We start from the raw sequence: 20,748 nt of genomic DNA on the forward strand, positions 1-20,748 counted from the left end.
ACACCCCCTCGACTGCCTTGGCCACCGAACCGCGCCGACCAGGTCCGTAGCCGACATCTCCCCCTGGTTGATCGATTAAGTGAGCTGCCGATCATTAAAGTTCGCTTGCCCGAACTCTCATCTCTGGCTACTCTGAAACCACAGCTTCGAACAGCCGTATCGGCCCGGCGTCACCGAGAAGCTGGCAGCACCGAGAGCCGGCACCACCGAGAAAGGGACGAGATGACCACCGCAGATATCTCCACTCGCGAATCACGCCCCTCGTCCGACCATTGCATCGATCTCGCCGGTACTCGCTGGCCGCTGTACAAGATCGAAGCTCTCGCGGTTGGCTTCGTGCTGTTCGTCATAGCAGGCGCCGTCACCCAGTCGATGCAGGTTGCAGTGCTGACTTCCGCAACAGCCGCTGTGACCACCTGGTGGGCGCGTCGCGTGTACTACTCGCGCACCACCTGATCACTTCACTCCCCGAACTCCAGCGGACCACGAAGGGACCTTGCTGCTGATGCAGCAAGGTCCCTTCGTGTGGTTCAGGTGCGCTCGATCGGTGGTCAGACCGTCAGGCAGCTCGGCCCGAGCAATGCCTTCAAATCGCCCATCAGCGCCGAGGACGGTTCGACCCGAAGGACGTCGTCGACCTTCCACAGGCTGATCTCGGTTCCGCCGATCAGCCGGACATGGACGTCGGACGTTCCCGGATGTCTGGTCAGCACCTGTTTGAGAGCACTGAGCTTGTCCTTGGTGCACTGCCGAAGCGGCAGCGAGACCGACAGGGGGCGTGCGACGCCGATGGCCGAAATATCAGGCACCGCGAGGTCGTTGCCGATCAGCGACATCCGATCGTCTCGGATCGAGACGCGAGCCTTGACCAACACGATGGCATCCTCGGCGATGTCCATTCCGTACACGGCGTACGCCTGTGGGAAGAACAGCACCTCGATCCCACCCACGAGATCTTCGAGCTGCACGATGCACCAGGTCAGACCGTTCTTGTTGACCCGGCGGTCCACCGAGGCAATGATGCCGCCGAGAGTCACCTGGGCGCCGTCCTGAACGCCGCCTTCGAGTATCGCAGCGATGGACGTGTCGGATTGCTGGCGAAGAATGTGCTCGACACCGTTGAGAGGGTGACCGGAGACGTACAGCCCCAACATCTCTCGTTCGAGTGCCAGGCGATGCTTGGAGTCCCACTCCTCCTCGGGAATCTTGACGTCGAACACCGAGGTGATCGACTCGTCGGCCTCGGCACCACCGAAGAGATCGAACTGTCCGATCGCCTCCGCCTTCTTGGTGCTCATCACGGAATCGATGGCGTCGGCATGAACCAACATCAGGCCCTTGCGCGGATGACCCAACGAGTCGAAAGCACCGGCCTTGATGAGAGATTCGGTGACCTTCTTCTTGCAAGCCATCGCGTCGATCTTGCCGAGGTAGTCGGAGAAATCGGTGAACTTCGATTTCTCGGTGCGCGCCTTGATGATCGAGGCGACGACGTTGGCGCCGACGTTGCGCACCGACCCCATACCGAAACGGATGTCGTCGCCGACGGTCGCGAAGTCGACTCGCGATTCGTTGACGTCCGGCGGGAGCACGGTGATGCCCAACTTGCGGCAGTCGGCGAGGTAGATCGCGGACTTGTCCTTGTCGTCACCGACGGAGGTCAGCAGACCCGCCATGTATTCGGCCGGGTAGTTCGCCTTGAGGTACGCAGTCCAGTACGACACGAGGCCGTATCCGGCGGAGTGCGACTTGTTGAACGCGTAGCCGGCGAACGGAAGGACGGTGTCCCACAGCGCCTTGATGGCCGCCTCGCTGAAGTTGTTGTCCAGCATGCCCTGACGGAACCCGGCGTACGCCTTTTCCAGCTCGGACAGCTTCTTCTTACCCATGGCGCGACGCAGCAAGTCGGCCTGGCCCAGGGTGTACCCGGCCACCTTCTGCGCCAGTTGCATGATCTGCTCCTGGTAGATGATCAGGCCGTAGGTCTCGGAGAGGATTTCCGCGAGCGGCTCCTCCAGCTCGGGGTGAATCGGCTTGACGTCTTCCAAGGCGTTCTTACGCTTGGCGTACGAGATGTGGGCGTCCACACCCATCGGTCCCGGGCGATACAGCGCCAATGCGGCCACGATGTCGCCGAATCCGGTGGGCTGCATCAGTTTCAGCAACTCGCGCATACCGCCGCCGTCGAGCTGGAACACACCGAGGGTGTCGCCGCGGGCGAGCAGTTCGTATGTTGCAGCATCGTCCATCGGCAATGTGTCGAGGTCGAGGTCGATGCCGCGGTTGGCTTTGATGTTCTCGAGCGTGTCGCCGATGACCGTGAGGTTTCGCAGACCCAGGAAGTCCATCTTGAGCAGACCGATGGCTTCACACGAGGGGTAGTCCCACCCGGTGATGATGGCGCCGTCCTGGGCACGCTTCCACACCGGGATCGCGTCGGTGAGCGGTTCGGACGACATGATGACTGCGCAGGCATGGACGCCGGCGTTGCGGATCAGCCCTTCCAGGCCCACCGCGGTCTTGTAGATCTTCGCGACGTCGGGGCTCGAGTCGATGAGCGCCCGAACCTCGACGGCCTCCTTGTACCGCTCGTGCTTCGGATCGGTGATACCGGAGACCGAGATGTCCTTGGCCATGATGGGCGGCGGGAGTGCCTTGGTGATCTGATCAGCGATGGCGAAGCCCGGCTTGCCGAACTGGACGCGAGCCGAGTCCTTGATGGCAGCCTTGGTCTTGATGGTGCCGAAGGTGATGACCTGGGCGACCTTGTCGTTGCCCCACTTGTCCGTCGCGTAGCGAACCATCTCGCCGCGACGGCGATCATCGAAGTCGATATCGATATCGGGCATGGACACGCGCTCGGGGTTGAGGAATCGCTCGAACAGCAACCCGTACGGGATCGGGTCGATGTTGGTGATACCCATCGCGTAGGCCACCAACGAACCGGCGGCCGATCCACGGCCGGGCCCGACACGGATGCCGACGTCCTTGGCGTGGTTGATCAGGTCGCCGACCACGAGGAAGTAGGCCGGGAAGCCCATTTCGTTGATGACGCCGATCTCGTAGTCTGCGCGGGCGAGGTACTCCTGCGGAGGTCCGCTCGGGAAGCGGCGGTCGAGTCCGCGCATCACCTCGGCACGCAGGAAGGTCTGCTGTGTATGACCCTCCGGGACCGGGAAGATCGGCATGCGGTCGTGGAACGCCCAGACGTCCTCGTACGACTGCACACGCTCGCCGATGGCAACAGTGTTGTCGCATGCCCCCGGTACCTCGTTGTCCCAGATGGCGCGCATCTCGGCAGCGGACTTGAGGTAGTAGCCGTCGCCGTCGAACTTGAAGCGAGTGGGATCGGACAGCGTCTTGCCGGTCTGGATGCAGAGCAGCGCCTCGTGGTTCTCGGCTGCGTCCTTGGTGACGTAATGGCAGTCGTTGGTGGCAAGTGGCGGGATACCGAGTTGCTTGCCGATGTCGAGCAGACCCTCGCGCACACGGCGCTCGATCGAGAGACCGTGATCCATCAGTTCGAGGAAGAAGTTGTCCGGTCCCCAGATCTCCTGCCACTTCGCAGCAGCTTCGAGAGCCTCACGATCGTGGCCGAGACGAAGACGGGTCTGGATCTCACCGGACGGGCAACCCGTGGTGGCGATGATGCCCTCGGCGTGCGCGGCGATGAGCTCTTCGTCCATACGCGGCCATTTACCGAGCTGACCTTCGATCGATGCGAGCGAAGACAGCTTGAAGAGGTTGCGGAGCCCGGTCGCGTTCTCGGCCACCATCGTCATGTGGGTGTACGCGCCGCTACCGGAGACGTCGTCGGACTTCTGGCTGCGATCTCCCCACAGAACTCGCTTGGTGTTGAAGCGGGATTCCGGCGCGATGTAGGCCTCGATGCCGATGATCGGCTTGATGCCGGCACTCTTTGCCTCGTTGTAGAACTGGCTGGCGCCGTACATGTTTCCGTGGTCGGTCATGCCGACGGCGGTCATTTCGAGACGAGCGGCCTCCTCGAACATGGCGCCGACCTTGGCCGCACCGTCGAGCATCGAGTACTCGGTGTGATTGTGAAGATGTACGAACGAGTCAGCCACGTGCGCCTCTCTGAAGGTCTGGGAGCGAGATCGAGTGTATGCCGCGTTGCCGACACGTTCGGCGACCGCCATCGTGGAGTCGCAGCGTGCCGCCTCGGATCACGTGACCGGAACCTCAGGTTCGACGCTCGACCTCATCGAACGCCGAGAACGCCGACCGGCGACGAAGGTGTCTGTCGTGAAGATCACCAGCGCGGCCCAGATCAGAACGAAGCCGATCCAGCGTGACGCCGGCATGTCCTCGTGCATGACGGCCACTCCCCACGCCATCTGCAGTGCCGGAGTGAGGTACTGCAGCATGCCCATCGTCGCCAACGGAACTCGCTGCGCGGCGACGCCGAACAGGAGCAGTGGCAGCGCGGTGACCGGGCCGGCGGCAAGTAGCAACAGACTGTGTCCGGCGCCGCTGCCGATGAATGCACCGGCCCCGGTCAGGCCGAGAAACACGAGGTAGCCGACCGCGAACGGAGCAGCAACGACTCCCTCGGCGGTCAAACTGGTTCGAGGATCGAGCGGAACCACCTTCTTGACCAACCCGTAGGTGGCAAACGAACCGGCGAGAAGCAAAGCGACGATCGGGGGTTTACCGAAGTCGACCGTGATCACGACAACTGCCGTGGCGGCGAGGACGAGCGCAGCGATCTGGGCGGGACGCAATCGCTCGCGGAAGATCACGACGCCGAGCAGAACGGTGACCAGCGGGTTGATGAAGTACCCGAGGGCCGCCTCCACGACGCGGCCGGACACCACGGCATAGATGTACGTCCCCCAGTTCACTGCGATCGCCGCTGACGCCGCCGTCACCAGCAGCCAGGTGCGTGCGCTGATTCCGCGAAGCGATCCGAGACGGCCGGCAAAGGCCAACACGATCAGCATCAACAGAAGGGTCCACACCACACGGTGCGCAAGGATCTCGACCGGATCGGCGAAGTCGAGAAGCCCGAAGAAAGCCGGAAACGTTCCCCACAACAGGAAAGCCGCTACGCCGTAGAAGATTCCCGAGGACGATCGGGAATCAGCGCGTTTGTCCTCGCTCACGGGACCGGACCGTCGTCGGGACCGGGAGCAACGACGTCCACGTACTCCGGCAGCAAGGGACGGACGGCCGCCAACCAGGGCGAGGCGTCGGACGGCAATGCTTCCACTGCACGGACGTTCGACTCACGTGCGATCGCGTCGAGTCCTTCGGGAGTAGCTCGCACCAGTACACCTACCGCACAGGCGCACCCTGCGGACAGTTGCTTCGCCGACGCGAGAGCGACCTGTTGCTGACGATCGGTGTCGCCGCCGAGCGAGGCCAGTCGCGTAGCTGCCACTCCGGGCGATCTGCGCACTGCTTCGTCGTTGTCGGGAACGGGCACCGACATGAGCGGCGTCTGGACGCGCTCGATCGGTACTCGGTACATGACCCTCGCCACCCGAACATCGGGCACACGAACACTCGAAACCTGAGAACTGCCGGTCGTCGTGATGACCTCGTCGACGGTGAGTGCCTTCGTGAAGGAGACCAACGCCCACACCGGCCCGTCGAGGGCCGCAATCGAATCTCGCGCTCGGTCGAGGTAGTCCGGCACAGCTTCCCCACTGTCCGGGCCGAGAGTGTCCGTCCTGATCGGCGGGGTCGGCACGGGATTCGCGAACCCCACACCGACCACCGCCGCCACTGCGACGACGGCCAGCGCGGGAGCGAGCCCGCGCGGTGTCATGAGGACCGGAGAACTTCGAGTGCGTGTTCGAGATCCTTCGGGTACTTGCTCTTGATCTCGACCCAGCGGCCGTCCGCCGGGTGTGCGAAGCCGAGCGAGACTGCGTGCAGCCACTGGCGCTCGAGACCGAGCCTTTCGGCAAGTCGAGGGTCCGCGCCGTAGGTCAGGTCGCCGCAGCACGGATGGCGCAACGCCGAGAAGTGGACGCGAATCTGGTGTGTGCGACCGGTTTCGAGGTGCACGTCCAGCAGACTTGCTGCTTGGAACGCCTCGATGGTGTCGTAATGCGTGACGCTGGGCTTGCCGTCGGCCGTGACCGTGAACCGCCAGTCGTTCCCGTGGTGGCGTCCGATGGGCGCGTCGATCGTTCCGCTGCTCGGGTCGGGGTGTCCCTGAACGAGAGCGTGGTAGCGCTTGTCGATGGTCCGCTGTTTGAACGCACGCTTGAGCAACGTGTACGCGCGCTCGGAGGTGGCAACCACCATGACACCCGACGTTCCGACGTCCAGACGGTGGACGATGCCCTGACGCTCGTGGGCACCGGACGTCGAGATACGGAAACCGGCCGCGGCAAGTCCGCCGATGACCGTCGGTCCCGTCCACCCGACGCTGGCGTGCGCGGCAACTCCGACGGGCTTGTCGACTGCCACGACGTCGTCGTCGGCGTAGAGGATCTCCATCCCCTCGACGGGCGTCGCCTCGATGGTCAGGGGCCGCGGCGGTTCGGGCAGGACAACCTCGAGCCACGACCCTGCGGTCAGACGATCGGACTTGCCGACCGCCACACCGTCGACGAGTACCGAGCCTTCTTCCGCGAGTGTCGCGACCACGGTGCGCGAGAGTCCGAGAAGGCGCGCGAGGCCGGCATCGACCCGCATGGCGTCGAGGCCGTCAGGCACGGGCATCGAACGGGATTCCCTCACTTGGTTTCTCCCTCGGCTGCGGCCTTCGATTCGGTGAGCTTCTTGTCGTCCGCCTTGTGATCACGCAGGCGTTCACCGTTGGGTTCGAAGCCGAAAAGAGTCAGTACGACAAGCAGGATCGCGCCACAGACGATCGCGGAATCCGCGATGTTGAACACCGGCCACCAACCGACGGAGACGAAGTCCACCACATGTCCGCGCATGATTCCGGGAGAGCGGAAGAATCGGTCGACGAGGTTACCCAGCGCGCCGCCGAGCACGAGGCCGAGACCCAGCGCCCACCACGGTGATCGGAGCGTGCGACCGATCTTGATCACACCGATGACGACACCGATGGCGACAAGGGTGAGGATCCACGTCATCGACGTCGCCATCGAGAACGCTGCTCCCGGATTGCGGACCATCGTGAATGTGACCACGTCACCGATGATTTCGATCGGCTGCCCCGGCTTGACCGCGGCGACGGCCCACACCTTCGTGAGAATGTCCGAGAGCAGGATGACAGCGGCGATGGCAATGAGCATGGTCAGCCGGCGGGGCTTTGCGACCGGCGCAACCGCCAAGTCACCGTCTTCCGATTTCACGGCTTCCGGTTTCACGGTTTCGGGCTCGTCGGCCTTCGAGATTTCGGTAATCGGCTGATCCTCCGCGTTGACATCTCGGTCTGGGTGGTCTGTACTCACGCAACCATCATCCCTCATGTTCACCGCACCGGGTCACGCACTCTGCAACTGCGGCTAGCCTGGAGCGCGTGCCACTGCTGTCCACGACCGGCCGACGAGTTCCGTTCGCCCTCGCTGCCCTCGCTCTCACCACCGTTCTCACCGCTTGCGGCGACTCGGATCAACCTCCCACCACACCCACCTCGTCGCCGAGCGAAGTCACTGTTCCGGTGACCGCCGCCACCGTCGAGGTACTCGATGGGGGAAGCGAACCGCGCGAGGTATTGCGCATGAACTTGCCTGTCGGCACCACGCAGACGGCGACGCTCGTCACCCAGGCGGTCGTGAGTCAGCAGATCGATCAACAGCCGGCACAAGATTTCTCTTCGCCGGAGATCACGATCCCGCTCTCGGCAAACGTGACCGCCGACGATCCCACCGCTGTCGTGGACCTGACGCTGTCGTCGATGACCTCGCCGGACGCAACGCTGCAGGCAGCGCTGAGCGGGGCCGACGGATCTGCGGCCGGATTGTCGGTCACGGATTCGGGCGCCATCACCGCCCTACGGTTGAAGCCGTCCGCCAACTCGGCCAATGCTGCCCGCGCTGCAATCGAACAGGCGCTCGGCCAAGCGGTCTACCGGACCGTTGCACTCCCCGACGCTCCGGTCGGTATCGGCGCACGTTGGGTGGTTCGGCAGCAAGTCAGCAGCGAAATCCTGCTCGATCAGACAACCACCGTCACGCTCACCGCGCGGGAGGGCAATCGGCTTTCGCTCGCGGTGGACGTATCGCAGACCCCGCAGAGCCCGGTCTGGAACCTGGCCGGTGACGCCGGAACGCTCAACATCGATCAGTACGTCATGGCCGGCTCCGGAAACCTCACCGTCGACCTCTCACTCCCCTTGCCGATCGACGGACAGATGACCGTCGGCGGCGACCAGGCATACGGCGACCCGGACAGCTCCTCGGTGATCCGGCAGACCATCTCCAACAGCATTCGGTGGGAATCGTGACACGCCGGTCGCTCGCACTGGGCCTGACAGCAACGGCGGCACTGTTCGTCGTCACCGGTTGCGGCTCGGACGACTCTCCTAGTGCTGACACAACTACGCAGGTTTCCGCCCCACAGGTCGGCTTGGCGCCGTTCACGGCTGCTCCGGCCGCACCGCTGAGCGGGGCACCTCTCGACCGTGACGCGCTGCAGCGAGCCGCGCTCACCCTCTCCGAACTACCTGCCGACTTCGACATCGTTCCCGACCCGGTCGACGACCTCGGCCTCGCACCGGCGCCGGAGAGTTCGGAGGCGGACAAGTCGAGCACCGACCCTGCCGTCTGCGCTCAGGTTCTGGCGCCGATAGCCACCCAGGCAGCCGGATCGGTCGCCGACCTCTCCGACATGTTCACCGGTCCCGATTTCACGAGCATCGACCAGGACTCTGCTTCGTACGCCGACGGCGCAGCGGCAGCAGCAGCTTTCGAGAAACTTCAGACCACGCTGGCCGGGTGTGCGGAGTATTCAGGAACCGATGCCGACGGAACGACAATCACCTATCGCGTCGGCGGAGCCACGAACCCGAACGTCGGCGACGCGTCTTTCGCCTTCCGAATCATCACGGAGAGTGGCGGTTTCACCTTGGTCGCCGATGCAGTCGTGGCCGCAGTCGGGACCACGTTGACTCAGGTGTCCGCGACGGCGCCGAGTCCGATCGCCCCCGATGTTCTGCACTCGATGGCGTCGGCCGCCGCAGATCGCCTGCGCGCACAAACGCCCTGACACCAAGCGGATTCGTCCCGTCTCGGCCTGACGCGAATGATTCGGGACCACAGACCCTTTGACAACTGCCCGTCCACACTGAACGGTGAGAGTAGGTACGAAACAGACCAACGCGACACACTGATGTGAGGAGCAGAAGTTCATGCCGGAACCCAGAAGGTCAGATCACACCGATTACGTAGCCGTCAATCCGATCTTCTCGAGGCCTGGCGAGGATTCGGTTGCATCGAAGTACACACTCGAACCCGACGGCATGCTTCCCGAGACCGCCTATCAGATCGTCCACGACGAAACGATGCTCGACGGCAATGCGCGGCTCAATCTCGCGACGTTCGTCAGCACGTGGATGGACGATCACGCCACCAAACTGTATGCCGAGTCGTTCGACAAGAACATGATCGACAAGGACGAGTATCCGCAGACCGCCGCGATCGAAACCTACTGCTGGCGCATCCTTGCCGATCTCTGGCACTCACCGTCCCCCAAGGACGCGATCGGTACCTCGACGATCGGCTCGTCCGAAGCCTGCATGCTCGGTGGCCTGGCGATGAAACGACGCTGGCAGCACGCGCGAAAAGCCGCGGGCAAGTCCACCGAAAAGCCAAATCTCATCATGAGTTCCGCGGTCCAGGTGTGCTGGGAGAAGTTCTGCAATTACTGGGACGTCGAAGCGCGTTACGTGCCGATCAGCGAGGAACACCGCACCCTCGACGGTCACGATCTGGACAAGTACGTCGACGAGAACACCATCGGCGTCGTCGCGATCATGGGCGTCACGTACACCGGGATGTACGAGCCGGTCCTGGAAATCTCGAAAGCTCTCGACGCCATTCAGGAGAAGACTGGCCTCGATGTCCCCATCCATGTCGACGGCGCTTCCGGTGCGATGATCGCCCCGTTCCTCCAGCCCGAACTCGAATGGGATTTCCGCCTCCCGCGCGTGCACTCCATCAACACCTCGGCGCACAAGTACGGGCTCGTCTACCCGGGCCTCGGATGGGTGGTGTGGCGGTCTCAGGATCTACTTCCCGACGACCTCGTCTTCAAGGTGAGCTACCTCGGCGGCAGTATGCCGACCTTCGCACTGAACTTCTCGCGACCCGGTGCTCAGGTGATCCTGCAGTTCTACTTGTTCCTGCGTCTCGGCCACGACGGCTATCGCGCGATCCAGCAGTCCTCACAGGACGTGGCGAAATTCCTCGCCGAAGGGATCGGGAAGCTCGACGCGTTCGAACTGTGGAACGACGGTTCCGACATCCCGGTCTTCGCGTGGCGCCTCGCCGAGGGCCACACGTCCAACTGGACGCTGTACGACCTGTCGGACCGACTACGCGGCAAGGGCTGGCTGGTGCCGGCCTATCCCATGCCGGACGATCTCGCGGATCTGACAGTGCAGCGCATCGTGGTTCGTAACGGACTGAGTATGGACCTGGCGGCCAACCTGCTGCGCATCATCGAGGAGGAAACCGCGTTCCTCGACGAGCTGGACAGCCCGATGCCGCGGCCACGGGTTACCGAGGGATTCCATCACTGACGACGCTTACCGCAGAAAGAGCGGCCGTCGACTCCCCTTCGGGAGTCGACGGCCGCTCTGGTGTTTCAGGTGTTGCGCAGAGATCAAGCAGCGCAAGCAGGCGAGGTCAGACCTGCAACGCCGACGATCTGGCAAGCGGTGGTCTTCGAGAGCTTCCAGACGCCGTCCTCGTAGACGAACGAAGCCTGCAGACCCTGCTGCAGCGGCTGGCCGTTGACGACGATGTTCAGCGAAGCTGCGGCCGTCTCGCTACCCGTGTCGGTGACCGGGTCGAGGATCTCGACCTGCGCGCCGGCAGCCTTGGCGGCAGCGGCCACCTGGTTGATCAGCTCGGGATCAGCCTCAGCTCCCTGGACGAGGTTGACCTTGTCTGCGGCCGGAACACTCTCGTCGAGTGCCTGGGCGACCTTCGCGTTGAGCTCAGGGGCGGTCGGCAACGCGACCGGTGCATCTGTCGAGTCCGAGGCCGTCGTGGTCGTCGTGGTCTTGGACGACGTTGTGGGTGAGTCGGTCTTGTCATCCGACCCACAAGCGGTCATCGTCAGGGCTGCTGCGATCGCCACGGCTGCAACGGTCATCTTCTGAAGCTTCAACTTCTCAGTCCTATCCATTCGGGTGTTCACATTCGAGCGTCAGTCGAACATCGTGCTTGCTCGAGGATCGTCGACAACATTACCCAACGGTAAGCGGAAAAAGTCTAAGGACATCCTCAGAGAAGGCTGTCGACCGCATCTGCTACCTCGAGCACCTCATCCGATTCGGCGAAGGTTTTGGCTATTCCCGTTCCGCTGGAACGGGTTTCGAAGCGAACTGTCACCACTCCGTGCCCGGCACCCTGCACCCAACCGTGTCCGTATTCTGGATGCTTCACGTCCAAACCAGGGTGCCAGTAGCGCTGAGGCACGCGTGCGGCCACCGGAACGTCGAGTTCGGCCTCATCGAGGGCGCCCGTGAGAGTCTCGACCGGATAGCCGGGAACGTCCTGATCCAACTCGGGAAAAAGTGATCCTTGCCGAACCGTGGACAAACCGGCGAATCCCACACCGACCAGGCGAATCGGCCCCAATTCCTGTGGATCGATGACCTGTTTCTGCGCTGTCGCGATAAGGATCTGGCGGTCGATGGTGGCGAACGGCAGCGTTACGGATCGAGTCAAGATACTCATGTCGGACTTCTTGAGCTTCAGTACGACGGTGCGAGCAGCTCTTCCGTCCTTCTCCAGCCTGGAAAACGCTGCACGACCACTACTTTCGACGGCCGCGCGCAATTGTGCCATCGTGACGATGTCTGCGGCGAACGTCGATTCCGCGCTGATCTGCTTGGATTCGGCACGCTCGGCGACCGGCCGGTCGTCGATCCCCTGCGCGAGCCGATGCAACCCCGGTCCGACAGTGGTTCCGAGTATCGACGCCACCTCCGCCATGGGAGTGCGGGCAAACCCTCCGATGGTTTCGATGCCGAGACGCTTGAGCTTTTCCTCGGCAACAGGGCCGATCCCCCACAGCTTTCGCACGGGAAGTGGATCGAGCAACTCATGCTGCATCCCGGGAGGAATCACTGCGACGCCGTCGGGTTTTGCCAGTCCCGACGCGATCTTGGCAACCTGCTTACCTGCGCCGGCACCGATCGAGGCCACCAACCCTGTCTCGGCTTTGATCAACGCCCGCAGGTCTTCGCAGAACGCGCGCACCTCGTCGGCCCCGACGCCGGCCAACTCCACCGGTTCTCCGAAGGCCTCGTCAACCGACAACTGTTCGAGGATCGGCATGCGCAGGCGCAAAGCGTCGAACGTGCGTTTACTCAGAACCGAATACAACGACATCCGAGGCGGCAACACCACCGCTCCGCCACCGACCATCCGGCGTGCTTGGTGCATCGGCATTGCCGAACGGGCACCGAAAACTCTCGCTTCGTAGCTTGCCCCCGCGACCACTCCGCGCCCGCCCAAGCCGCCGACCAGCACCGGGCGACCTCGCAGCGTGGGACGGGTCAACTGCTCGGCGGAAGCGAAAAAGGCATCCATGTCGAGATGCAGCACCCACCTGCGACTTCGTGTGGGATCACCTTGATTCATCGGGAGTTACGGTTCTCTCAAAAGTAGGTGCAGAATCTACGTCCGCGCCTTCTTCTTGGGCGACTTCTTCTTCGGCAGGGGCAATACGTCGGCAGTCCGTTGGATGAAGGCGTGCAGATGATCGAGGTCCTGCAGCCGTTCCTCCGGCACCCGGTAGTAATCCTTTGCCCCCGGGTACGGCGGAGCCAGATCGGCCTCTGACCCGAAATCAGCACTGACCTCGGTGGGTTTGACGAACAAGACGTCTCCGCAGATCAAGCCCACGATCTTCTCGTCGCAATACAATCCGTACTCGCCGAACATCGCCCTTGCCCGCACGTCGAGCGGTTCCAACTGCTCGAGAATGCGCGCCACGGTTTCCTTGCTCGTACCCATGAGAGCAAACTACTCCGGCACCCCGACATACAGACATTCATCGGGAGCCGGAGTAGTCGCGTCGGTACTAGACCTTCGTGATCGCGGCGCGGATACCGTCACCGAGATCGACGGCGTCGTCTCCTGCTTCACCCACCGAGAACGAGGTGGCCAGAACCTCACCGGCGATCAATTCGCGATGACGCTCCGCCCACTCCTTGCAGTCCTGCGGAACCTCGAGCACGACGTTGATCCGGTCCGAGACATCCAAACCGGCGGCACGACGCGCATCCTGCAACTGACGGATACGGTCCTTGGCCCAGCCCTCGGCTTCGAGTTCCTCCGTCACAGCGGAGTCGAGTACGACCAGTCCCGCACCGTCGGGCAGTGCAGCCGTCGAATCCGGCTCGGCTGCAACCAGTTTCTGCGTGTACTCCTCTGGCAGCAGTTCGATGCCCGCCGCAACCACGACGCCGTCCGCGTTCTCGGTCCAGTCGCCCGCCTTGACCGCCTTGATGACGGTCTGCACGGACTTGCCCAGACGCGGTCCTGCAGCACGCGCGTTCACCGCGATCTCGAAGCGCCCGTGCACGTCGACGTCATCGGTCAGATCGACCTTCTTGACGTTGACCTCGTCGGCGATCAGTCCGAGGAAAGGACGCAGACGCTCGGCATCCGGCGCCGCGACCGTGACCTCAGGCAACGGAAGACGAACACGCAGATTCTGTGCCTTGCGCAGGCTCAACACCGTGGAGCACACGGTCCGGACGTCGTCCATCGCCGCTACCAGCTCGGGGTTCGCCGGGAGCTCCGACGCCTCCGGCCAATCAGCCAGGTGAACCGAGCGCTCCCCGGTCAGCCCGCGCCAGATCACCTCGGACACCAACGGCAACAGCGGCGCGGCGAGACGCGTCACGACCTCGAGCACGGTGTGCAAGGTGTCGATCGCGTCGCGATCCTCGTCCCAGAACCGCGAACGAGAACGTCGCACATACCAGTTGGTGAGCGCGTCACAGAACAACCGAAGCTCGTCGCACGCGCCGGCAATGTCGTTGACCTCGAGGGCCTCGGTGATCACGTCGCGGGTGGTCGCGAGCTTGGCCAGGATGTACTGATCGAGGATGTTCTCCGAATCGGTACGCCACACACCGGATTCCGGCGCGTACAACTGCAGGAAGCTCCAGGCGTTCCACAGCGGGAGCAACGCCTGACGCACACCTTCGCGGATGCCCTGCTCGGTCACGATGAGGTTTCCCCCGCGCAGGATCGGCGAAGACATCAGGAACCATCGCATCGCATCGCTGCCGTCGCGGTTGAACACCTCCTTCACGTCCGGATAGTTGCCCTTGGACTTGCTCATCTTCAGTCCGTCGTCGCCGAGCACAATGCCGTGCGCGGCAACGGTTTTGAACGCCGGACGATCGAAGAGTGCGGTGGCCAGCACGTGCAGCGTGTAGAACCAGCCGCGAGTCTGGCCGTTGTACTCGACGATGAAATCGCCCGGGAAATGGCCCTCGAACCATTCACGGTTCTCGAATGGGTAGTGCACCTGCGCATACGGCATCGAACCGGATTCGAACCAGCAGTCGAGCACCTCGGGAACACGGCGCATCATCGACTTCCCGGTCGGATCGTCCGGATTCGGGCGGACCAGGTCGTCGATCATCGGCCGATGCAGATCGGTCGGACGCACACCGAAGTCTGCCTCCAACTGGTCGAGCGATCCGTACACATCCGTACGCGGGTACTGCGGATCGTCCGACACCCACACCGGGATCGGGCTGCCCCAGTAGCGGTTTCGGCTGATGTTCCAGTCGCGGGCACCTTCGAGCCACTTGCCGAACTGGCCGTCACGGATGTGCTCGGGCACCCAGGTGATGTCCTTGTTCAGCTCGACCATGCGGTCGCGGAACTTGGTGACCGCGACGAACCACGACGGAACCGCCATGTAGATGAGCGGCTGCCCACTGCGCCAACTGTGCGGGTAGGAGTGCTCGATCGTCTCGTGCCGCAGCAGCTTTCCGGCAGCCTTGAGGTCCTTGATGATGACGGGGTTGGCGTCGAAGACCATCAAGCCCTCGTACGGCGGAACCATCGAGGTGAACTTTCCACCCGGATCGAGTGGCTGCACGACCTCGATGCCGTTTGCCGTGGCGACATCCATATCCTCTTCACCGAAAGCCGGTGCGAGGTGGACGATTCCGGTTCCGGAGTCGGTTGTCACGTAGTCGGCCGAGAGCACGACGTGTGCGTTCGGATGTCCGAGGAAGAAGTCGAACGGCGGCGTGTAAGACAGTCCGACCAACTCGGTGCCCTTGTGACGGGACACGACCTCGGGGTCCTCCCCCAGCTCACGTGCGTAATGAGCCACCCGCGCTTCCGCGAGCACATACCGCTTTCCGTCCTCACCGAGCACCTGAACGTAGTCGACCTCGGGATGCACCGCAGTCGCCAAGTTGGACGGCAGGGTCCACGGGGTCGTGGTCCAGATGATCGCGTTTGCGCCGTCGAGGGGTGACCCCGGAGCGACCAGCGGCATGTCGACCGTGACTGCGGGATCCTGACGCATCTTGTACGCGTCGTCGAGGCGAGTCTCCTGATTGGACAGCGGAGTCTGCTCGTACCAGCTGTACGGCAGCACGCGGAAGCCCTGATAGATCAGGCCCTTGTCGTGCAGCTCCTTGAAGGCCCACATGACGGACTCCATGAAGTCGACGTCCAGGGTCTTGTAGTCGTTGTCGAAGTCGACCCAACGTGCCTGGCGAGTGACGTAGTCACGCCACTCGTCGGTGTACTTGAGCACCGAGGCCTTGCAGTACTCGTTGAACTTGGCCAGACCCATGACTTCGATCTCGGCCTTGTCCTTGATGCCGAGTTGCTTCTCCGCTTCGAGTTCCGCGGGCAGGCCGTGGCAATCCCAGCCGAAGCGTCGCTCAACCTTGCGTCCACGCATGGTCTGGAAGCGCGGCACCAGGTCCTTGACGTACCCCGTCAGCAGGTGACCGTAATGCGGCAAACCGTTTGCGAATGGCGGTCCGTCGTAGAAAACGAACTCTTCGTTACCGTCCCGATTGGCAACCGACGCACGGAAGGTGTCGTCGTCGTCCCACTGTTTCAGGACTTTCTGTTCCAGATCGGGGAACTTGACTCCGGTGTCGGCGGGGACACCGTAGTCGACTTTGGGATACCCGTTACTCGCCATGGCGATCTCCTCGTGCCAGTCGGACTCGGCACGGGGACGACGTGGCGCTTGTGCGCCGACACCGCGGTACCACCCCGTTTGCACCCCGCCGATCCGCGCTTGGATCCCGAGGTGCCACTCGATCGAGCTGTGACGGGCCCACCCGTTCGGTTCTACTGAGTTCTCGTCGCCTGAAGCGGCAAGAACCGTTCTTCCGAAAGCTCCCCGGTGATTGCCGGATCAAAGCCAGGTATTCGTGATCGACAGTCTAATACTTGTCCTGCGACGTGTCGGTACTGCCCAGGACTTCGGTACAGCCCAGGACTTCGGTATGGCCCAGGACTTCGGTAGAGCTTAGGTCTTGCCGCCCGACGCTTCGCCATGGTTTCCCGGATTGTCGTCGTTGACAGTGGCTGCATCACCGGTCGAGGAATCCGAGGAACTCTCGCCTCGACCGTACGGCGACGACATGCCACTGCCCGATACCGGGTCATCCAACGAAGGAACCGCCTTCCTGCTGGTCAGCGCACTGACCAGCAGAAGGACGGCACCTGCTACACAAATCGCGATACATGCCCACGCCCAGATCAGCGACCCTGTGGTCAGGGCAACGATCAGGAGTGCGAAGCCAACTCCCGCGAGAACCAACGTCACGACCAGCACGTATCAACCTTTGTCCGGTCCGATAGCTGAGCCGACGGGGCGCTCTCGGTCAGCTGTTCCCCTTGGCGAAGGACGGGCTGTAGGAATCCTGTCCGCCGTCGACCGGAACGGCCGAGCCACGCTGTTCGAGCTCTTCGAGCTGCGATTCCAGGTAGGACTTCAGGCGCACCCGGTACTCACGTTCGAACGTCTTCAGCTGCTCGATACGGCCTTCGAGGACCGAACGCTGCTGGTTGATGGTCGCCATGATTTCGGTGTGCTTCTTCTCGGCGTCCGCCTTGAGAGCGTCTGCCTTCTCCTGAGCCTGGCGAAGCTGGGTCTCGGAGCGGGTCTGAGCGTCGGTGAGCATTGCCTCCGACTTGTTGCGCGCATCCGCGATCATGCCGTCGGCCTTGCTGCGAGCCTCGCTCATGAGCTGCTCGGAGTTGGTGCGAGCACTGCCGAGCAGCTGCTCGGACTCGGTCTTCGCATCGTTGGTGAGGCGATCCGCCATCTCCTGAGCCAGTCCGAGGACCTTCGCGGCCTGCATGTGGGTGTCGCCACTCTGCGGCGCTGCAACGGCAGCGGCGGCGGGAACCGGTGCTGCAACAGGTGCAGGCTTGGGCGGCTCGACGACCCGAGCGGGCTCCGGCTTGGGCTGCGCTGCGACGGGTGCCGCTTGCTGAGCCGGTGCCGGCGACTTCTTGGCAGCCGCGAGCTCCTGATCCAGCTCACCTACGCGCTGGCGCAGGTCCGCATTCTCTTCGATGAGCTGCGACAGCGCCTGTTCGACGAGGTCGAGGAATGCGTCGACCTCGTCCTCGTTGTAGCCACGCTTGCCGATAGGCGGCTTGCTGAACGCAACGTTGTGCACGTCAGCTGGAGTCAGTTGCGGCATGGAAGGATCCCTTCACGCGTCATTTGGCGGTCTAGCAAGCATTCAGTTGCAACACAGTCTACGTAGTGGCGAACCACCGTATGAGTTATGGGTTCCATTCTGGCACACCACTCACTCGGACTGCGCTCAGCGAACAACCGACATCAGGATGATGACGATGAAAAGCAAGACCATGATGGATAGATCCAAGCGAACTCCACCGAGGTTGATCGGGGGGATCAACCTGCGGAGCAGTTTCACCGGAGGATCGGTGATCGTAAAAATGGTTTCGAGAATGACAGCGACCAATCCGGTCGGTCGCCAATCTCTGGCAAACGAACGAACGAACTCGACGATCACTCTGCCGATCAGCAACAGCCAGAAGACAACCAGCACCAGATAGATCACAGAGAGAAGCGCGTCCACACCCTCACTCTGCCTGACTTCTGCGTTGTGTCCAAAACAGACACACCGCAGCAATTCCGGAACCGGTTCGCATCGCGCCCGCCTTGTAACGGCCGGCGATGGGTCCGAATGCGGCGCCCGCCGAGACGGGCCGCCGTTCGAATGTGCTCATGTCACCCCTGCTCAGGGGCCGGACTGCGGTCGAGACCATCATTTCTGGCTGTAGAAACCCGTCTCGGCGATCCGACGGCGTTCCTCAGCGGAAACGTCGATGTCGGCCGGTGAGAGAAGAAACACTTTGGTGGCTACCTTGTCGAAAGAACCACGCAATGCGAACGCCAGGCCGGCCGCGAAATCGACCAGACGCTTCGCGTCGGCGTTGCTCATGTCGACCAGATCCATGATGACGGGAGTGCCGTCGCGGAACCGCTCACCGATGGTGCGGGCCTCTGCGTAGCTCTGCGGACGCAGCGTCGTGATCTTGGCGAGCGGGCCGCCGTCATCGACAACAGGTGCACGTCGCGCTTCGGGACGCTCTGCACGAGCGTCGACCGCGAGGTTGCCGCGGCTTGCCGGGCGCGGCGCCATCGCCGGGCGGCTACTGCGACTGGGAACGGTGTCGACGCGGGGCCGGGAATCGTAGCGATCGAACTCCGCGTCCTCTTCGTCACGACGACTGGGCGCGTAGCTCGCCTTCGAGAAGGCAGGTTCGACGAATTCGCGGTCGTCGCGCTCGGCATAGCCGTCGTGACTACGACGGGGTGCGCGGCGAGCCTGATCGGGCTCCTCCACGTATTCGTCCTCGTAGTCATCGAGGGGAACCATGCCGAAGTAAGCCTTGAACTTATGCAGGTTGCTCATTGATCGACCTTCCTTGGCGCGGCGGAATCAATCCGACTGCGACCGGTCGCAGCGGTGTGGACGGGTTGGGCGATCACCTGAGCGATCACCTCGAGATTACTGGTCGTGAGCCGAGCAGTGCGGTTCCGACACGCACGCAGGTTGATCCATGGCGCACTGCGGCCTCCAGATCACCGGTCATTCCTGCCGAGAGTTCGGTTGCCCGTGGATGCGATTCGAGAATCAAAAGATGTGCCCTGCGGAGGATTTCGAACTGCTCGTCCGGTTCTGACCCAAGCGGCGGGACGGCCATCAGTCCCGCGAATTCGAGACCTTCGGCTGATTCGATCCGCTCGGCAAGAGGGGTTAGCTCTCCCGTCGGAACTCCGCCACGCGCAGGGTCTCCGTCCAGACTTACCTGGATGAGCACCCGCAGCGGCGCTGTGCGCTCTCCGTCGGACAAAGCTCCGAGCGCCGCCCGATCGAGCGCATCGGCCAGTCGCGCACTGTCCACCGAGTGAATTGCGTAGGCCCACTTCGCTACCGAACGCGCTTTGTTGCGCTGCAACTGCCCGATCATGTGCCAGCGAACCGGATCGTCGATCGCGCCGCTCTCTGCAGCGCGGTCGAAGTCCGCAACCTTCTCCACTGCTTCCTGCTCACGAGACTCACCGAATTCACGGCAACCCAGTTCGTACAGGATTCGGGCGTCGGACGCCGGAAAGAATTTGGTAACTGGCAGCAGTGCTACGTCGGAAACTTCACGACCGGCGGCAAGGCAGGCGGCCGCCAGTCGCGCCCTCACCGAGTCGAGTGCCGTCGATATTTCTGTCAGCCGCATATCCGTCTGGCGCATTTCTGCCTAGACGGTTTCCTGCGCTGCGGGCGCTTCCATCCAGATCACTGCAGCTTGACGCCCGGTCAGAGATTCTCGGCGATGACTGAACAACGCGCGATCCTCGATCGTGCACCGGGGGTCCTCGGCGACACCGGACACACCCGCGGCGAGCAACTGCTTACGCAGTCCCGCACGTAGATCGAGTCCCGGCGTGCCCTTCTCGGTGCGAGTTGCGCTGCCCGGCAAGTGCTTTTCCACGTCTGCGCGCATCGCGGCGGGAACCTCGTACTGGCGTCCGCTGGCTGCCGGACCGAGGAAGGCGCCGATACGTGAGACGTCCGCGCCCTGTCGCACCATCTCCGCGAGGACGCGCGGGACGATACCGATGCGGGCACCGATCCGTCCGGCATGAACGGCCGCGATCACACCGGCCTCCTCGTCGGAGAGCAGAACGGGAACACAGTCTGCACTGAGAGTGGCGAGTGCCAGGCCGGGAACGGTGGTGACCAGAGCGTCCGTCACCGGAATCACTTCGTCGGTCGGTTCCGTCACGACAGTGACGTTGCGCGAGTGGATTTGTTCCATCCACACGAGATGGTCAGGCTCGACGCCTATTTCGCGCGCCAGGCGACGGCGATTCGCATCGACGGCCGCCGGATCGTCTCCGACGTGATCGCCGAGATTGAACGACTCGTACGGTGACGCGGAAACACCACCGGCTCGGCTGGTCACGACGCGGCGAATGCGGGTGCGGGTGGTCGACTTCTCGGTACTCAAGATATGTGTGCTCACAAACGTCGAAAGTTGTCGTCCGGCTCAGACGTGACCGGACATCCAGTCAAGAACA

General features: G+C 63.0%; 20 protein-coding genes. 4 read left to right on the plus strand and 16 right to left on the minus strand.

Annotated features, from left to right (window positions below; all coding sequences use genetic code 11):
• Positions 1-222 precede the first annotated feature (222 nt).
• Complete coding sequence (locus G8767_RS13945; RefSeq protein WP_166810494.1) at positions 223-456, plus strand: hypothetical protein; 234 nt, start codon at positions 223-225, stop codon at positions 454-456.
• Between the two features lie 95 nt (positions 457-551).
• Here G8767_RS13945 and dnaE read toward each other — a convergent pair whose 3' ends face one another.
• The 5 genes from dnaE to lspA form a co-directional block, all read right to left on the minus strand.
• Positions 552-4,088: a DNA polymerase III subunit alpha gene (dnaE, locus tag G8767_RS13950; protein ID WP_166810495.1), complete on the minus strand. Its 3,537-nt coding sequence runs from the start codon at positions 4,086-4,088 to the stop codon at positions 552-554.
• A 99-nt stretch (positions 4,089-4,187) separates the two neighbouring features.
• Positions 4,188-5,126, minus strand: a complete 939-nt coding sequence (rarD, locus tag G8767_RS13955; protein WP_166810496.1) for an EamA family transporter RarD — start codon at positions 5,124-5,126, stop codon at positions 4,188-4,190.
• Entirely contained in the window at positions 5,123-5,794 is a 672-nt protein-coding gene (locus G8767_RS13960) for a hypothetical protein (protein ID WP_166810497.1), read from the minus strand. The genes rarD and G8767_RS13960 overlap by 4 nt, the downstream gene beginning before the upstream one ends.
• On the minus strand, positions 5,791-6,717 hold the full coding sequence (locus G8767_RS13965) for an RluA family pseudouridine synthase (protein ID WP_007733161.1): 927 nt from the start codon (positions 6,715-6,717) through the stop codon (positions 5,791-5,793). Before G8767_RS13965 ends, G8767_RS13960 begins: the two co-directional genes overlap by 4 nt.
• A complete protein-coding gene (gene lspA, locus G8767_RS13970; protein ID WP_230091214.1) occupies positions 6,714-7,301 on the minus strand; it encodes a signal peptidase II in 588 nt (195 codons plus the stop codon). The genes G8767_RS13965 and lspA overlap by 4 nt, the downstream gene beginning before the upstream one ends.
• Before the next feature lie 167 nt (positions 7,302-7,468).
• Here lspA and G8767_RS13975 point away from each other — a divergent pair, with 167 nt between their 5' ends.
• The 3 genes from G8767_RS13975 (at position 7,469) to G8767_RS13985 (ending at position 10,690) form a co-directional block, all read left to right on the plus strand.
• A complete protein-coding gene (locus G8767_RS13975; RefSeq protein WP_166810498.1) occupies positions 7,469-8,395 on the plus strand; it encodes a hypothetical protein in 927 nt (308 codons plus the stop codon).
• On the plus strand, positions 8,392-9,156 hold the full coding sequence (locus tag G8767_RS13980; RefSeq protein ID WP_346842990.1) for a sensor domain-containing protein: 765 nt from the start codon (positions 8,392-8,394) through the stop codon (positions 9,154-9,156). Before G8767_RS13975 ends, G8767_RS13980 begins: the two co-directional genes overlap by 4 nt.
• A gap of 142 nt (positions 9,157-9,298) precedes the next feature.
• Positions 9,299-10,690: a glutamate decarboxylase gene (locus G8767_RS13985; RefSeq protein ID WP_095969894.1), complete on the plus strand. Its 1,392-nt coding sequence runs from the start codon at positions 9,299-9,301 to the stop codon at positions 10,688-10,690.
• 83 nt (positions 10,691-10,773) lie between these two features.
• Here the strand turns inward: G8767_RS13985 and G8767_RS13990 are convergent, their stop codons facing one another.
• From G8767_RS13990 to pgeF, 11 genes are all read right to left on the minus strand, one after another.
• Positions 10,774-11,283 (minus strand): hypothetical protein, encoded by a 510-nt coding sequence (locus G8767_RS13990; protein WP_029538256.1) that lies wholly within the window; start codon positions 11,281-11,283, stop codon positions 10,774-10,776.
• Between the two features lie 116 nt (positions 11,284-11,399).
• Positions 11,400-12,764, minus strand: a complete 1,365-nt coding sequence (locus tag G8767_RS13995) for a DNA polymerase IV (RefSeq protein WP_166810500.1) — start codon at positions 12,762-12,764, stop codon at positions 11,400-11,402.
• Between the two features lie 36 nt (positions 12,765-12,800).
• Positions 12,801-13,139: a TfoX/Sxy family protein gene (locus G8767_RS14000; protein ID WP_095969892.1), complete on the minus strand. Its 339-nt coding sequence runs from the start codon at positions 13,137-13,139 to the stop codon at positions 12,801-12,803.
• A gap of 67 nt (positions 13,140-13,206) precedes the next feature.
• Positions 13,207-16,320, minus strand: coding sequence for an isoleucine--tRNA ligase (ileS, locus tag G8767_RS14005; RefSeq protein ID WP_166810501.1), 3,114 nt, complete (start codon positions 16,318-16,320; stop codon positions 13,207-13,209).
• A 333-nt stretch (positions 16,321-16,653) separates the two neighbouring features.
• Positions 16,654-16,962, minus strand: a complete 309-nt coding sequence (locus G8767_RS14010; protein WP_124569363.1) for a hypothetical protein — start codon at positions 16,960-16,962, stop codon at positions 16,654-16,656.
• 49 nt (positions 16,963-17,011) lie between these two features.
• Positions 17,012-17,839: a DivIVA domain-containing protein gene (locus tag G8767_RS14015; protein WP_003941722.1), complete on the minus strand. Its 828-nt coding sequence runs from the start codon at positions 17,837-17,839 to the stop codon at positions 17,012-17,014.
• A gap of 126 nt (positions 17,840-17,965) precedes the next feature.
• The gene (locus G8767_RS14020) at positions 17,966-18,244 is read right to left on the minus strand and encodes a YggT family protein (protein ID WP_003941780.1); all 279 of its coding nucleotides are present in this window, start codon (positions 18,242-18,244) and stop codon (positions 17,966-17,968) included.
• A 4-nt stretch (positions 18,245-18,248) separates the two neighbouring features.
• Entirely contained in the window at positions 18,249-18,395 is a 147-nt protein-coding gene (locus tag G8767_RS14025) for a hypothetical protein (protein WP_235169615.1), read from the minus strand.
• A gap of 38 nt (positions 18,396-18,433) precedes the next feature.
• Entirely contained in the window at positions 18,434-19,084 is a 651-nt protein-coding gene (locus G8767_RS14030; RefSeq protein ID WP_003941752.1) for a cell division protein SepF, read from the minus strand.
• An 85-nt stretch (positions 19,085-19,169) separates the two neighbouring features.
• Entirely contained in the window at positions 19,170-19,919 is a 750-nt protein-coding gene (locus G8767_RS14035) for a YggS family pyridoxal phosphate-dependent enzyme (RefSeq protein ID WP_166810502.1), read from the minus strand.
• A 6-nt stretch (positions 19,920-19,925) separates the two neighbouring features.
• Positions 19,926-20,693: a peptidoglycan editing factor PgeF gene (pgeF, locus tag G8767_RS14040; RefSeq protein ID WP_095969888.1), complete on the minus strand. Its 768-nt coding sequence runs from the start codon at positions 20,691-20,693 to the stop codon at positions 19,926-19,928.
• Positions 20,694-20,748: the final 55 nt, after the last annotated feature.

Origin of the sequence: Rhodococcus sp. IC4_135, assembly GCF_011602025.1 — a bacterium.
Classification (GTDB): Bacteria; Actinomycetota; Actinomycetes; order Mycobacteriales; family Mycobacteriaceae; genus Rhodococcus_F; species Rhodococcus_F baikonurensis.